General features: G+C 73.8%; 15 protein-coding genes. 3 read left to right on the forward strand and 12 right to left on the reverse strand.

What is annotated here, in order from left to right:
• Positions 1–78: 78 nt before the first annotated feature.
• Genes ACFPYL_RS18235 through ACFPYL_RS18265 form a run of 7 tightly spaced genes read right to left on the reverse strand, consistent with a single transcriptional unit; the run spans position 79 to position 5,357 of the window.
• Positions 79–1,218, reverse strand: coding sequence for a sensor histidine kinase (locus ACFPYL_RS18235; protein ID WP_379157487.1), 1,140 nt, complete (start codon positions 1,216–1,218; stop codon positions 79–81).
• Positions 1,215–1,892 (reverse strand): response regulator transcription factor, encoded by a 678-nt coding sequence (locus tag ACFPYL_RS18240; protein WP_379157490.1) that lies wholly within the window; start codon positions 1,890–1,892, stop codon positions 1,215–1,217. The genes ACFPYL_RS18235 and ACFPYL_RS18240 overlap by 4 nt, the downstream gene beginning before the upstream one ends.
• Complete coding sequence (locus ACFPYL_RS18245; protein ID WP_379157493.1) at positions 1,849–2,316, reverse strand: hypothetical protein; 468 nt, start codon at positions 2,314–2,316, stop codon at positions 1,849–1,851. Before ACFPYL_RS18245 ends, ACFPYL_RS18240 begins: the two co-directional genes overlap by 44 nt.
• The gene (locus ACFPYL_RS18250; protein ID WP_379157496.1) at positions 2,313–3,479 is read right to left on the reverse strand and encodes a molybdopterin-dependent oxidoreductase; all 1,167 of its coding nucleotides are present in this window, start codon (positions 3,477–3,479) and stop codon (positions 2,313–2,315) included. The genes ACFPYL_RS18245 and ACFPYL_RS18250 overlap by 4 nt, the downstream gene beginning before the upstream one ends.
• On the reverse strand, positions 3,476–4,045 hold the full coding sequence (locus ACFPYL_RS18255; protein ID WP_379157499.1) for a methyltransferase domain-containing protein: 570 nt from the start codon (positions 4,043–4,045) through the stop codon (positions 3,476–3,478). Before ACFPYL_RS18255 ends, ACFPYL_RS18250 begins: the two co-directional genes overlap by 4 nt.
• Positions 4,042–4,701 (reverse strand): TIGR04282 family arsenosugar biosynthesis glycosyltransferase, encoded by a 660-nt coding sequence (locus tag ACFPYL_RS18260; RefSeq protein WP_379157500.1) that lies wholly within the window; start codon positions 4,699–4,701, stop codon positions 4,042–4,044. Before ACFPYL_RS18260 ends, ACFPYL_RS18255 begins: the two co-directional genes overlap by 4 nt.
• Entirely contained in the window at positions 4,698–5,357 is a 660-nt protein-coding gene (locus ACFPYL_RS18265) for a glycosyltransferase family 2 protein (RefSeq protein WP_379157503.1), read from the reverse strand. The genes ACFPYL_RS18260 and ACFPYL_RS18265 overlap by 4 nt, the downstream gene beginning before the upstream one ends.
• A 102-nt stretch (positions 5,358–5,459) precedes the next feature.
• On the opposite strand from ACFPYL_RS18265, the gene ACFPYL_RS18270 reads away from it, so the two are divergent.
• Positions 5,460–6,797, forward strand: a complete 1,338-nt coding sequence (locus ACFPYL_RS18270) for a hypothetical protein (protein WP_379157506.1) — start codon at positions 5,460–5,462, stop codon at positions 6,795–6,797.
• Here the strand turns inward: ACFPYL_RS18270 and ACFPYL_RS18275 are convergent, their stop codons facing one another.
• The 5 genes from ACFPYL_RS18275 to ACFPYL_RS18295 are packed head-to-tail and all read right to left on the reverse strand — an operon-like array spanning position 6,798 to position 11,209.
• Positions 6,798–7,841, reverse strand: a complete 1,044-nt coding sequence (locus tag ACFPYL_RS18275; protein ID WP_379157509.1) for an NAD-dependent epimerase/dehydratase family protein — start codon at positions 7,839–7,841, stop codon at positions 6,798–6,800. It lies immediately after the preceding gene.
• Entirely contained in the window at positions 7,838–8,629 is a 792-nt protein-coding gene (locus tag ACFPYL_RS18280) for an S-methyl-5'-thioadenosine phosphorylase (RefSeq protein WP_379157512.1), read from the reverse strand. The genes ACFPYL_RS18275 and ACFPYL_RS18280 overlap by 4 nt, the downstream gene beginning before the upstream one ends.
• Positions 8,626–9,885: an MFS transporter gene (locus ACFPYL_RS18285; protein WP_379157515.1), complete on the reverse strand. Its 1,260-nt coding sequence runs from the start codon at positions 9,883–9,885 to the stop codon at positions 8,626–8,628. Before ACFPYL_RS18285 ends, ACFPYL_RS18280 begins: the two co-directional genes overlap by 4 nt.
• Complete coding sequence (locus ACFPYL_RS18290; RefSeq protein ID WP_379157518.1) at positions 9,882–10,076, reverse strand: DUF3046 domain-containing protein; 195 nt, start codon at positions 10,074–10,076, stop codon at positions 9,882–9,884. The genes ACFPYL_RS18285 and ACFPYL_RS18290 overlap by 4 nt, the downstream gene beginning before the upstream one ends.
• A complete protein-coding gene (locus tag ACFPYL_RS18295) occupies positions 10,073–11,209 on the reverse strand; it encodes a methyltransferase domain-containing protein (protein ID WP_379157521.1) in 1,137 nt (378 codons plus the stop codon). The genes ACFPYL_RS18290 and ACFPYL_RS18295 overlap by 4 nt, the downstream gene beginning before the upstream one ends.
• Before the next feature lie 71 nt (positions 11,210–11,280).
• On the opposite strand from ACFPYL_RS18295, the gene ACFPYL_RS18300 reads away from it, so the two are divergent.
• Complete coding sequence (locus ACFPYL_RS18300) at positions 11,281–11,778, forward strand: GNAT family N-acetyltransferase (RefSeq protein WP_379157524.1); 498 nt, start codon at positions 11,281–11,283, stop codon at positions 11,776–11,778.
• 7 nt (positions 11,779–11,785) lie between these two features.
• Positions 11,786–12,448, forward strand: coding sequence for a hypothetical protein (locus tag ACFPYL_RS18305; RefSeq protein WP_379157527.1), 663 nt, complete (start codon positions 11,786–11,788; stop codon positions 12,446–12,448).
• Positions 12,449–12,455: the final 7 nt, after the last annotated feature.

Genomic DNA, 12,455 nt, shown 5'->3' on the forward strand with positions numbered 1-12,455 from the left:
CCTCGTCCGCGTCGTGCCTGTGGACACAACCTAGCCCGAACACCTGTTCGACAGGCATACGTCGACCGGCGTGTCGCGTCAGGCCGGCAGGCGCACCAGGAACCGGCAGCCGGCGGGCACCGGCTCGCCGACGTTCTCGACCCGCACGATGCCCTGGTGGGCCTCGACGATCCCCTTGACGATCGCCAGCCCGAGGCCGGCGCCGCGCGCGCCGAGCGCCCCGAGGGCGGGCTCCGGCGTGCGCGCCGACTCCCCGCGCCAGGCCAGGTCGAAGACCCGCACCATGTCCTCCTCGGAGAGGCCGCCGCACTCGTCGCTGACGCTCAGCTCGACGCCGTCGGGCAGCGCGCGGCCGCGGATCTCGACGACGCCGTCGGCGGGCGTGTGCCGGATCGCGTTCATGATCAGGTTGGTCATCACCCGCGACATCCCGGCCGCGTCGGCGGTGAGGACGATGCCGTCCTCGACGCTGCCGCCGAGCCGCACGCTGCGGGCCCGGGCCACCGGGTCGGCACCGGCGATCGCCTCGCTCACCAGGTCGCGCAGCATCACGGGCTCCGGGGTGATCCGCAGGACGCCGGCGTGGATGCGGGAGAGCTCGAAGAGGTCGTCGACCATCCGGACCATCCGGTCCACCTCGGCCCGGATCTGCCGGTGGTAGCGCTCCGGGTCGACCGCCATCCCGTCCTCGAGCGCCTCGGTCATCGCGAGCATCCCGGCCAGAGGGGTGCGCAGGTCGTGGGAGACCCACGAGATCAGCTCGCGGCGCGCCTCCTCGAGACGCGCCTCGCGCAGCCGCGACTCCTCGAGCCGCTCGCTGGTGCGGGCCAGCTCCTCCGAGAGCGCCTGCAGCTCGCTCGGCCCGCGGCTGACCGCGACATACGACCCGTGCGCGTCGAGCCGTCGCGCGTCCTCGCGCAGCGCCTCGGACCAGCGCGAGATCGCGACGCCGACGGCGATCGCCACCATGAGGGACACGAAGCCCGCGACGCCCGCGACGAGGGCGATCACGCGCCAGTCGTGGGCGGAGATGAACATCAGCCGCGCCGCGGCGACCACGCCGAGCAGCACGGAGCCGATCGAGACGACGACGATCAGGCCGAGCTGCCAGCGGATCGACAGGTGCCGCAGCAGCCAGGCCCCGACGAGCCCGACGAGGCCCACGCCCATCGCGCACAGCGCGGCGACCGCCACGACCTGTGCCTGGTCGCTCGTCATGAGGCAGCCTCCCACCGGTAGCCGACGCCCCAGACCGTCTGGAGCCGTTCGGGGCGCGTCGGATCGCGCTCGACCTTCTCGCGGAGCCGTCGTACGTGCACCGTCACCGTGGAGTGGTCGCCGATGGACCAGCCCCACACGTGGTGGAGCAGCTCCTCGCGCGAGAAGGCGGTACCCGGGTGTGCGAGCAGGAAACGGAGCAGGTCGTACTCCCGCACGGTCAGCGCCAGAGCCGCGCCGCTGCGAGTGGCGACGTGCGCGGCCTCGTCGACCACCAGGTCGCCGTCGACCAACCGCCGAGGTGCCGGGGCGGAGCCAGTACGCCGCAGCACGGAGTCGACGCGCAGGGCCAGCTCACGAGGGCTGAACGGCTTGGTGACGTAGTCGTCGGCACCGGTCTCGAGGCCCACCACCCGGTCGGTCTCCTCCCCCAGCGCGGTCAGCATGATCACGGGTACGTCGGTGGTCGTGCGCAGCTGTCGGCACACCTCCAGCCCGTCGATGCCGGGCAGCATCAGGTCGAGGACGACGAGGTCGCAGGGCGCGTCCCGCATCGTGGCCAGCGCGGTCTCCCCGTCGGCGGCCTCCACCACGTCGTGGTCGTGGGCGCGCAGGTAGGAGACCACCACCTCACGCACGGTGTGGTCGTCGTCGACCACCAGGACCCGCGCCATCGACACCTCCCTCGTCGCCGTCACCTCTGCGAGAGCGTAGGACCGAGGCCACGACCACGGCCACGAGGACCACCGCGGCGAGCACCAGCCAGCCAGCCGTGTAGTGGCGGTCGAGCAGGGTCGCGTTGTCGGGCCGGGCTCCGAACCGTCCGAGCACCGGTACGGCGAGCAGGGTCACCGAGCCGAGCACGACCAGGCCGACCACCGCCGGACCGCGCACCGCGCGCGGCAGCAGCGGCACCAGCACGGCCCCGAGCACCAGCGTGAACAGCGCGAGCACGCCGTCGTGCAGCACGACCCCGGCAACCAGCCAGACGGCCGCGTTGGTCAGCTGGTCGAGGTCCTGGCGGCTGAGCAGCAGCCACGCGCCGAAGACACCGACGACGACACCGATCACTCCCAGCAGGATCCGCACGATCCTCATGTCGTCACCTCCAGCCGGGCGACCCACTTGGTCTGGAGCACGCCGGGCCGGTTGGGCGCGATCAGCCGCGCCGGGTAGCCGTGGTCGAGCGCCAGCGGCTCGCCGTTCAGCGCGAGCGCCAGCAGGGTGCGGTCGTCGTCGGCGAAGTTCCCCTGGAGCACCGTGTGCTTGTAGGGGCCGGACTCCTGGAGCGACAGCACCTGCACCTCGCTGCCCTTCGGGGCGTCGACGAGGTCGAGCAGGGTGCGCACCCGGACCCCGGTCCAGTCGCCGCTGGCGCTCCAGCCCTCGACGCACGCGATCGGCAGGGTCTCGGTCGTCTGTTCCATCGCGAGCAGCTCGTCGCGGGTCATCGAGACCTCCTGCTCGCCGTACGCCACGGTGAAGCGGTACGCCGCGCTGGTGGCCGCCGGCGCGACCTTGGCGGCGGCTGCGGACTTGTTGATCGGGACGTCCTGCGGGCCGTCGCCGGAGCGCACGCCGAGGACGGAGACCTTGCGCAGCAGCGGCACCGTGCTGCCGGCGGTGACCAGGACGGCGACGCCCGCCGCCAGCCAGGTCGTGCGCAGCAGGCCGCGCCGCGAGATCGGACCCGGCTCGGTGGCGCTCGGCCGGTCGTACGTCGTGTCCTCGACGTCGCTGGTCAGGGCGCCGCGGATGATCGGCAGCTTCACCGCGATGTGCACGACCAGCGCGCCGATGGTGATCCAGGCGATCGCGTAGTGGGTGCTGCGGAAGGAGAAGCTCCAGGGATACCACTGGGCGGAGTTCGCGAGCCCGGACGCCAGCTGGAAGATCGCGCCGGCGACGAGGACGGCGATCGAGCCGCGCTCGAGCACCTCGAGGAGGAGCTTGCGCACGTCGCGCGGCGGCCGGATGAAGAGCCGCGGGTAGACCGACCAGAGCTTGACCAGGAGCAGCGGGACCGCCGCCGTACCGGTGATGACGTGGAGCCCCTGGGTGACCCGGTAGCCCCACGACGGGCTGGTGGGGAACGGGATCGGCTGCGAGACGTTCTGGGAGTAGTGGCTGATCAGCCCCGTGGCGAAGCAGATGCCGAAGCAGATGCCGAGCCACGTGCCGACCCGGGCGGTGACCGCGGCGCTGCGCAGCCGCGAGCGGAAGTCCGAGTCCTCCGGGATCTTGACCGGCGGGGTCTTCATGCCGCTTCCTCGAGCACGGCGCACCAGCGCTCTCCGCACTGCAGGCGCTCGACGACGACGAGACCCGCCTGCGCGGCGATCTCGTCGATGTCCTCGATGCCGACGACCGACCAGCGGATGACCTGCTGCTCGACCCCGCACTCCAGGCGGGCCCAGCCGTCGGTGTGCGGCGTCCCGGGCGCCGCCAGCTCGGCGACCACCCGGCCACGGGGGTCGAGGACCTCGCGCAGCCGTTGCAGGAGGGCGACCGGGTCGCCCCCGATCCCGACGTTGCCGTCGGCGAGCAGGGCGGTCTCCCATCGCCCCTCGCCCGGCAGCGTGTCGAAGACGTCGCGGCGCAGCGCGGCGCCGCCGCGACCACGGGTCAGTCCGACGGCGCCGCTGACGACGTCGATGCCGAGCACCACGCCGCCGCGCTCGGCGAGCGCAGCGGTCAGCCGGCCCGGGCCACACCCGACGTCGAGCGTCGGGCCGGTGCACCGGGCGAGGATCTCGTGGTCGTCGGCGTCGGCGGGCCGGTCCCACTCGTCGAGGCGGAGCCGAACGGTCGGCAGGTCGATGCTCATGCGGGGCGGGCCTCTCTCCAGGCGCGGGCGAACTCCCCCGCGGCGGCCTCGGCGGCGACCGCCTCGGCGTCCTCGACGGTGTCGACGTCGCGCAGGGTCGCCGTCACTGCGACGTCGAGGCCCTCGCCCACGAGCGCCGCGCGGGTGTCGTCGTACGTCGTGGGCGTCGACATCGGTACGTCGTGCAGCGAGCGCGCCGCGGTCGGACGGCGGAGCGCGAGGACCCACCAGCCGCCGTCCTCCGCGGGCCCGAGCACCGCGTCGTGGAGCTCGGCGGCGGCCGCGACCTCGGTCAGCAGGGCGGGCGTGACCTGCGGCGTGTCCATGCCGACCTGGACCACGGGTCCGCCGGGCGGGACGTCGAGGTGGGCGTTCGCGAGCCGCTCGGCGAAGGTGCTCCCTCGCTGCCGGGCGACCGACCAGCCGTCGACGGCGCGGGTCAGCTCGTCGCCGCGCACGGCGTCGGCGAAGTCGCCCTCGATCGAGAGCAGGCAGGCGTCCGGGCCGAAGGCGGCGCGGCACGCGGCCATGGTGTCGAGGAGCGCGGCGGCGGCGATCTCGGCCGCCGACGCCATTCCGATCTCGGCCCCGAGGCGGGTCTTCACGCGCCCGGCGATCGGAGCCTTGGCGACGACAAGCACTCGCGAGTCGGTCATGTCAGCACCTTCCAGAAGTCGCGGGCGGCGCGGACGGTGCCCCGCACCGAACCCGAGACCTTCGAGCGGGTGCCGACCGCGCGCGGCCGGTAGGAGACGTCTCGCTCGGCGAACCGCCACCCCGCGGTGGTCGCCTTCTGCAGCAGCTCCACCGGGTAGCCGAACCGTCGGTCGCGGACGTCCAGTGCCAGGAGTTCGTCGCGACGGCAGATCCGGATGGGTGCGATGTCGTGCGCGGCCATCCCGATCCGGCGGCGCAGCCACCACACGATCAGGCCGTTGCCCAGCCGGGCGTGCCACGGCCAGACCGCGCGGGAGACGGGCCTGCGACGGCCGACGGCGAGGTCGGCGCGACCGGACCGGACGTCGTCGAGCATCGGCAGCAGCTCCGCCGGGTCGAACGAGTCGTCGCCGTCCATGAACGCGACGTAGTCCCGCGTCGCCGCGAGCAGGCCGGCGTGCACGGCCGCGCCGTACCCGGGCCGGTCCTCGGTCACCACGGTCGCGCCGAGACCGCGTGCGACGTCGGCGGTGCCGTCGGTCGAGCCGTTGTCCGCGACGATCACCGCGAACTCCGCCGGGACGGCGGGCAGCAGGGTCCGGAGCGCTGCGGCCTCGTCCCGGCACGGGAGCACGAGGTCGCAGACGGGTTCCATGACCTGAAGGTTGACAGGTTGTCGCTCCGGCAAACTCCAGGAGAACTTACGAAGCCGTGACGTCCACCGTCCGGCCTGGGTCCACCCCCTAGGGTCGGGACCATGCCGACGACGCGAGCGCGCGCGCCCTGGGTGGGCTTGGCGGCCGCGCTGGTGCTCGTGGCGGTCGCGTTCGCCCTGCCGCCGCTCCTCGACTGGGAGGTGTGGGCGCGCGCGCCACGCAGCCTGCACACGGGCGAGCTGCCGCCGCTGCACGGCTACTGGGACCCGAAGCTCTTCGGTGCCGGCACGCTGCCCGCGATCGCGATCGCGCTGCTCGGCTGGAGGTACGCCGTCGACCTCGCGGAGCGGCTGTCCTGGGGGCGGCTCCTCGCGACGTCGTACGTCGTCGGCCTGGCCTGGCTGCTCGCTCTCGCACTGGTCGACGGCAGCGACGGCATCTCGCGCGTGCTCGGAGACAAGTACGAGTACCTCCGCAGCGCCCGCGAGGTGACGAACCTCCACACGTTGCTGTCGACGTACGCCGACCGGATCCCCTACTCGGCGCCGGACAACTGGCCGACCCACCCGGCCGGACACCCGCCGGGCGCGCTGCTCTTCTTCGTGGGGCTGGTGAAGGTCGGCCTCGGCGGCGACCTCGCCGCCGGACTCGTGGTGACGGGAATCGCGGCGGCCACCGCGGTGGCCGTGCTCGTGACGCTGCGGGCACTGGGTGCCGAGACGGTGGCCCGCCGGGCGGCGCCGTTCCTCGTGCTGACCCCTGCCGCGGTCTTCATGGCGGTGTCGGCGGACGCGGTCTTCGCGGCGGTCGCCGCGTGGGGCCTGGCCTGCCTCGCGATCGGCGCGACCTCCGCGTCGCGTGGCCGGCTCGTCGCGTGGTCCGCGCTGGCGGGGCTGCTGCTGGGCGCCGGCGTGATGATGTCCTACGGCCTGCCGCTGGTGGGCCTGCTCGCCGTCGCGGTGCTCGTGCTCGCGCGGTCGTGGCTGCCGCTGCCGGTGGCCGCGGGCGCGGCGCTGGTCGTGGTGCTGGCGTTCGCCGCAGGTGGCTTCTCGTGGTGGTCGGCCTACCCCGTCCTCAACGACCGCTACTGGGACGGCATCGCCGCGGACCGGCCCGCGGCGTACTGGATGTGGGGCAACCTGGCCGCCCTCGTCGTCTGCGCGGGACCACTGCTGGGCGCCGGCCTGGCGCAGGTCGTCGCCCTGCGCCGGCGCGCGGACCGCGTGGTGCTGTGGCTCGTCGGCGCCGCAGCCCTGGCGATCGCTCTCGCCGACCTGTCCCGGATGAGCAAGGCCGAGGTGGAGCGGATCTGGCTGCCCTTCGTGCCGTGGCTGCTCGTCTCGACTGCCCTGCTGCCGGAGCGCTGGCGACGCTGGGGCATGCTCGTGCAGGTGGTCAGCGCCCTGCTCGTGCAGCAGCTGCTCTACACGAGCTGGTGATCACGCTCTCAGGGGTGCGGTCGCGAACTCGCGCAGCCCGTCGGCGGGCCGGACCGACGCCGCGAAGCCGAGCTCGGCGCGCGCCTTCTCCGGCGAGGCCACGATGTGCCGGACGTCGCCGAGGCGGTAGCCGCCCGTGACCTCCGGCGCGATGCCGGCGGCCGTGCCGGCGCCGACCATCTCGGCGACCCGGAGGATCGGGACCGGCTCGCCGGAGGCGACGTTGTAGGCGTCGTACCTCCCCGCGTCCGAGGCGACGACCGACTCCAGCGCCGCCACGTTGGCACGCGCGACGTCGGCGACGTGCACGAAGTCGCGCATCTGCCCGCCGTCCTCGAAGACCCGCGGCGCCTCGCCCCGCTCCAGCGAGGAGCGGAACATCGCCGCCACCCCGGAGTACGGCGTGTCCCGGGGCATGCCGGGGCCGTAGACGTTGTGGTACCTCAGCGCGACGGCCGAGGCGTCCGCCTGGCGCACCCAGGCGTAGGCGTAGTGCTCCTGCGCGACCTTGCTGGCGGCGTACGACGAGCGCGGGTCGAGCCGCGCGCTCTCGTCGACGAGCGACCAGCCGAGGACGGCACCGCAGACCGGGCAGTGGTTCTCGAAGTCGCCGCCCTCGAGGGCGGCGACGGCCCGCGGCGGCGGGGCCTGGTCGCCGTGCTCGGCGCAGGTGTAGCGGCCCTCGCCGTAGACGACCATCGAGGAGGCGAGCACCAGGCGGCCGACGCCGGCCTCGTGCATCGCGGCCAGCAGCACGGCCGTGCCGAGGTCGTTGTGGCCGGCGTAGTCGGGCAGGTCACCGACCTTCACACCGGCCCCGACCACGGCGGCCTGGTGGCAGACCGCGTCGACGCCGTCGAGCAGGTGGGTCCACGAGCCCGCGTCGCGGACGTCGAGCTGGTGGGTGCCGTCGGGCGCCGAGGACGAGCCGTGCGCCATCGGCAGCATCAGGTCGACCCGGACCACCTCGTGGCCGTCGCCCTCGAGCGCCGCGCCGATCGCCGTACCGATGAAGCCGGCGGAGCCGGTCAGGAGGACCTTCACGACGGCACGTCGTAGGTCAGGTCGATGCCGTCGGCCCACGTGGAGCACGAGCAGCCGTCGGGGTCGGGCAGCGTCTCGATGGTCCTGGTCAGGATCCCGGTCAGCCGCTCGAGGTTGGCCTTGAAGAGCGCGAAGACCTCCTCCTGGCCGACCCCCTCGCCGCTCTCGGCGCCGGCGTCCATGTCGGTCACGAGCGCGATCGCGGCGTAGCACTGCCGCATCTCCCGGGCCAGCGCCGCCTCCGGATGGCCGGTCATGTTGATCAGCGACCAGCCGGACTCGGCATAGCTGCGCGACTCGGCGCGCGTCGAGAAGCGTGGGCCCTCGATGACGACCATCGCTCCCCCGGACGTGATGACCGGGTCGGCGGCGGTGACGGCCGCGGAGAGCCGGTCGCAGTAGGGGTCGCCGAAGGGCAGGTGCACCGCGCCGGTCTCGACGTACGACGGGATCCGGCGGTAGGTGCGGTCGACGAGCTGGTCGGGCACCACGATGTCGCCGGGCGCGACCTCGGGTCGCAGGCCGCCGACGGCGCACGGCGCCAGCACCTGGCGTACGCCGAGCGAGCGCAGCGCCCAGAGGTTGGCGCGGTAGGGGATCGCGTGCGGCGGGAAGTCGTGGTGCAGCCCGTGCCGCGGCAGGAACGCCACCGACCGTCCGGCGACCGTGCCGACGGCGATCGGGGCCGAGGGCGCGCCGTACGGCGTCTCGACGGTGTGCTCCTCGTACTCGTCGAGGAAGGCGTAGAAACCCGTGCCGCCGATCACGGCCACGTCAGCAACAGTCATGGGCTCACCCTGTCAGCCGCGGTCAAGCCCGTCGTGGTGGCACGGGCGCCGAACCCGGCGATGGCGACCAGCGCGACCAGGCCGATCGAGCAGAGGGTGAGCGCGGGGTAGCCCCACGCGTCGACGACCAGTCCGGCGAGGCCGCCGGCGGCGGCCGCGGTCAGCCCCATCACCAGGTCGCTGGCGCCCTGCACGTCGGTCCGTGCCTCGAGCGGTGCGTGCTGGGCGATCAGGGTCGAGGCCGACACGGTCGCGAACGACCAGCCGAGGCCGAGCAGGAAGAGCCCGGCGAAGATCTGCCAGGAGCTGCCCTCGGGCGAGCGCGCGCAGAGCACCATCGCGGCCAGGAGCAGCACGGCTCCGGTGACCAGGGTGACCGGCCGTCCGTAGCGGTCGGCCAGGAACCCGACGACCGGCGAGAAGGCGAACATGCCGAGCACGTGCAGGCTGATCACCAGCCCGATCACCTCGAGCTCGGCGTGCCCGTGCTCCATGTGCAGCGGCGTCATGATCATCACGCCGACCATCGCCGCGTGGGCGCAGGCCATCCCGAGCATCGCGAAGAAGAGCACCGGACGCTCGCGTGCGGCCACGATCGCGCGTGCCCAGGCGGTGCCGGTCGGCGGCGTCTCGGCGACGCCGGCGACCTCGCGGGCGAGCAGCAGCGGGTCGGGTCGGAGCATGACGCCGACGACGACGGCGGCGACGACCATGCCGATCGCGCCGAGGGCGAACGGACCGGTCAGCTCGGGGATGCCGAGCACGTCGGCCAGCCAGCCCGCCGGCCCCGTGAGGTTGGGCCCGAGGACCGCGCCGATCGTGGTCGCCCACACGACCGTCGAGAGCGCCCGGCCCTTGTGGGCGTCCTCCGCGAGGTCGGTGGCGGCGTACCGCGCACTGTTGTTGGCGGCCGTCGTCGAGCCGAGCAGCAGCGCGCCGACGAGGAGCAGCGGCATCGAGCCGACCACCCCGGCGAGCACGGCAAGGACCGCTCCGGTGGCGCCGAGCAGGTAGCCGGTCACCAGGCCGATCCGGCGCCCGCGGTGCGACATCAGCCGGGCCAGGAGGTACGCCGCGAACGCGGTCCCCAGCACCTGGGCGGTCTGCGCGAACCCGGCCTGGCTCTCGGAGCCCGACAGATCGCGGGCCAGCAGCGAGGCGGTCGCGATGCCGATGGTGATGCCCAGGGCGCCGACCGCCTGGACGACGACGAGGGTCCGGATCGTGTGCCGCTGGACCGCGGCGAGGTCGCTCATTTCTGGGAGGCAGGCAGGTCGAGGGTGCGCCAGACCGCGAGCCAGACCTCCTTGGGCGGGACCCCGGCGTCGATGGCCTCCTGGGCCGTGCGACCGTCGAGCTCGCGCATCACGAAGCTGCCCGCCCACGACCGCGCGTACGACGGTCCGAGCGCCTGCTCCATCCGCACCCAGAACTCGGTGTGTCTCACGCGCGGACCGCCCGCACCTCGAGCCAGGGCTGGCCGGTCTGCTCACCGAGCCGGGTCTCCAGCGACGTGACCCGCCAGCCGGCGCCGTCCAGCACCGCCCGCAGCGGGTCGGCGCGCCAATAGACGAACTGCCGCGGCGCCGCGACGTGGCCGTGCGTCGAGGTCGACTCCCCGTCGCCCTCCTTCAGCGAGAGCGCGAGGACGCCGCCCGGCCGGACCGCTGAGGCCAGGCGCGACAGCACGGTCGGCAGGTCAGCCCGCGCGACGTGGAGCAGGCAGGCCGCCGCCCACACCCCGTCGTACGGCGTGCCCGGTCGCGCGGGGTCGTCGAGGTCGTCGGTGAGCGGGTCGAGGACGTCGGCGTCGTGGCCCGTCTCGCGCAGCAGCTCGACGAACCCGGGCGTGATGTCGGTGCGGCGGACGCTGAGCCCGGCCGCCTCCAGCTCGGCGGCGTCGCGGCCCGGTCCGCTGCCGACCTCGAGCACCCGGCCGCCGGCGCCGACCTCGGCGACGAACGAGCTGACCTGGTCGGTGACCCAGGCCGGCGTCGCCGGGATGCCGTCGCGGTAGGCCGCCGCGTGCGCGTCGTAGGCCTCGACGGTCGCGCGGGCGGCCGCGGCGCGCACGTCCCACGCGTGGTGGACGATGTCGTGCAGGTGGTAGAGCCCGATGCTCTCGACCGTGAACTCGCTGCCGTTGCTGCGGAACCCGCGCCTCCCCCAGGCGCCGGGAGGCACGGACTCGTAGCGCTCGGCCACGGACTCGGCGGCGTCGAGCAGCTCGGTCGCGACGGTCGCCGGGTCCTGCTCGGCGTACCTCTCGGCGAGGGCGGTCTCGTCCTGGTCCCAGTTGGCGAAGGTCGGGTCGTCCTGGTCGAGCATCAGCCCGACCCGCAGGTCGAAGATCCGGTGCACGTCGCGGACGTGGCAGGCGTACTCGAGCGGCGACCAGGTCGTCGGCTCCGGGCGCGCCGCGGCGTCATCGAGGGTGAGGACGGCCTCCCAGGTCGTCGCGTTGTCGCGGACCACGCTCGGGATCCGGTCGACGGTGACCGTCGCCGCCTCGAACCCGCACTCGGGACACGGCTGGTCGAGGACCCAGGTCCAGTCCTTGGTGTCCGGCTCGATCGTCATGGCGCCCATCCTTCCAGCCGGGTCCGACGGTCCGCGCGCGAGTTCCGGCCAGCGTCCGCGAAGATGGCGCCATGCTCGTCCGCCCCGCCACGGAGACCGACCTGCCCGCGATCGCGGCCATCTACGACGTCGAGGTCCGCACCGGCATCTCGACCTTCGCGACCGAGCCGCCGGGGCTCGACTACTGGCGCGAGCGGCTCGGCAGCACGCAGCCCGGCGACCACCTGCTGGTCGCGGACGACGGCGGGACGGTTGTCGGCTACGCCTTCTCGGGCAGCTACCGACCTCGGGCGGGCTACGCCCACACCCGCGAGACGTCCGTCTACCTCGCCGGCAGCGCCCGAGGTCGCGGGCTCGGCCGGCTCCTGTACGACGAGCTGCTCGACCGGATGCGCGTCGACGACGTACGTCTCGTGGTCGCCGTGATCGCCCTCCCCAACGACGGCAGCCAGGGCCTGCACCGGGCGTGCGGCTTCGAGCGGGTCGGCGTGCTGCACGACGTGGGCTGGAAGCTCGACCGGTGGATCGACACCGAGCTCTGGGAGCTGCGGCTGGGAGGCACGGCATAGTAGGACCGTGAGACTCGGGCTGAGGGTGACGGCCGCCGGCGCGCTCGCCGCGGTGAGCCTGTGCGCGGCCGGGTGCGACGACGGCTCCGCCACCGCCGTGGCCGGTGACGACGCCCTCACGGTGTACGCCGGCGAGCTCGGCCAGGTGCTCGTGCTCGAGAACGACGTGGGTCCGGACGGCGAACCGGTCCGCGTCTGTGACACCCGTGACGGGCGCGACGAGGGGCTCCGCTACCGCTATCTCGACGGCGCCCTGATGGTGGAGGCCGGGCTGCGGGCCGAGCCAGGCGACCACGACCTGTCCTACACGGCGTGCGCAGGGACGGCGAAGGAGCGCGCAGACGTCCGGGTGACGGTCCTGGAGCGGCCAGCCGTCACGGTCGTCCGGACCTCGCAGCCCGGACGGCTGCGCGTCACCAATCCCGCCGACGTGGCGATCCGGGTCGACTACGGGCACGTCGACGACGACAACATGGGCCCGGACGGACATCTCCGGGTCGGGCCCGGCGGGTCGAGGGAGTTCACCGTGCAGCGGCACACGATCAGGTGGACCGCCTTCGGAGGCCCGGCCGACGGCCCGAGCTTCGGCTCCGACGGCAGGGTCACCGGGATCGAGCTCCCGCCGGGGGTCGAGCCGCTCCCGGGTCCGCGCGCCCCCGGGGCGAGCTGACGGCGCC

It is taken from the genome of Nocardioides hankookensis, assembly GCF_042658885.1.
In the GTDB taxonomy this organism is placed as follows: Bacteria; Actinomycetota; Actinomycetes; order Propionibacteriales; family Nocardioidaceae; genus Nocardioides; species Nocardioides hankookensis.

Bases quoted from the DNA above. Each gene is read 5' to 3' on its own strand.
- ACFPYL_RS18235 (WP_379157487.1), bottom strand. From the start codon at position 1,218: ATGACGAGCGACCAGGCACAGGTCGTGGCGGTCGCCGCGCTGTGCGCG.
- ACFPYL_RS18240 (WP_379157490.1), bottom strand. From the start codon at position 1,892: ATGGCGCGGGTCCTGGTGGTCGACGACGACCACACCGTGCGTGAGGTG.
- ACFPYL_RS18245 (WP_379157493.1), bottom strand. From the start codon at position 2,316: ATGAGGATCGTGCGGATCCTGCTGGGAGTGATCGGTGTCGTCGTCGGT.
- ACFPYL_RS18250 (WP_379157496.1), bottom strand. From the start codon at position 3,479: ATGAAGACCCCGCCGGTCAAGATCCCGGAGGACTCGGACTTCCGCTCG.
- ACFPYL_RS18255 (WP_379157499.1), bottom strand. From the start codon at position 4,045: ATGAGCATCGACCTGCCGACCGTTCGGCTCCGCCTCGACGAGTGGGAC.
- ACFPYL_RS18260 (WP_379157500.1), bottom strand. From the start codon at position 4,701: ATGACCGACTCGCGAGTGCTTGTCGTCGCCAAGGCTCCGATCGCCGGG.
- ACFPYL_RS18265 (WP_379157503.1), bottom strand. From the start codon at position 5,357: ATGGAACCCGTCTGCGACCTCGTGCTCCCGTGCCGGGACGAGGCCGCA.
- ACFPYL_RS18270 (WP_379157506.1), top strand. From the start codon at position 5,460: ATGCCGACGACGCGAGCGCGCGCGCCCTGGGTGGGCTTGGCGGCCGCG.
- ACFPYL_RS18280 (WP_379157512.1), bottom strand. From the start codon at position 8,629: ATGACTGTTGCTGACGTGGCCGTGATCGGCGGCACGGGTTTCTACGCC.
- ACFPYL_RS18285 (WP_379157515.1), bottom strand. From the start codon at position 9,885: ATGAGCGACCTCGCCGCGGTCCAGCGGCACACGATCCGGACCCTCGTC.
- ACFPYL_RS18295 (WP_379157521.1), bottom strand. From the start codon at position 11,209: ATGACGATCGAGCCGGACACCAAGGACTGGACCTGGGTCCTCGACCAG.
- ACFPYL_RS18300 (WP_379157524.1), top strand. From the start codon at position 11,281: ATGCTCGTCCGCCCCGCCACGGAGACCGACCTGCCCGCGATCGCGGCC.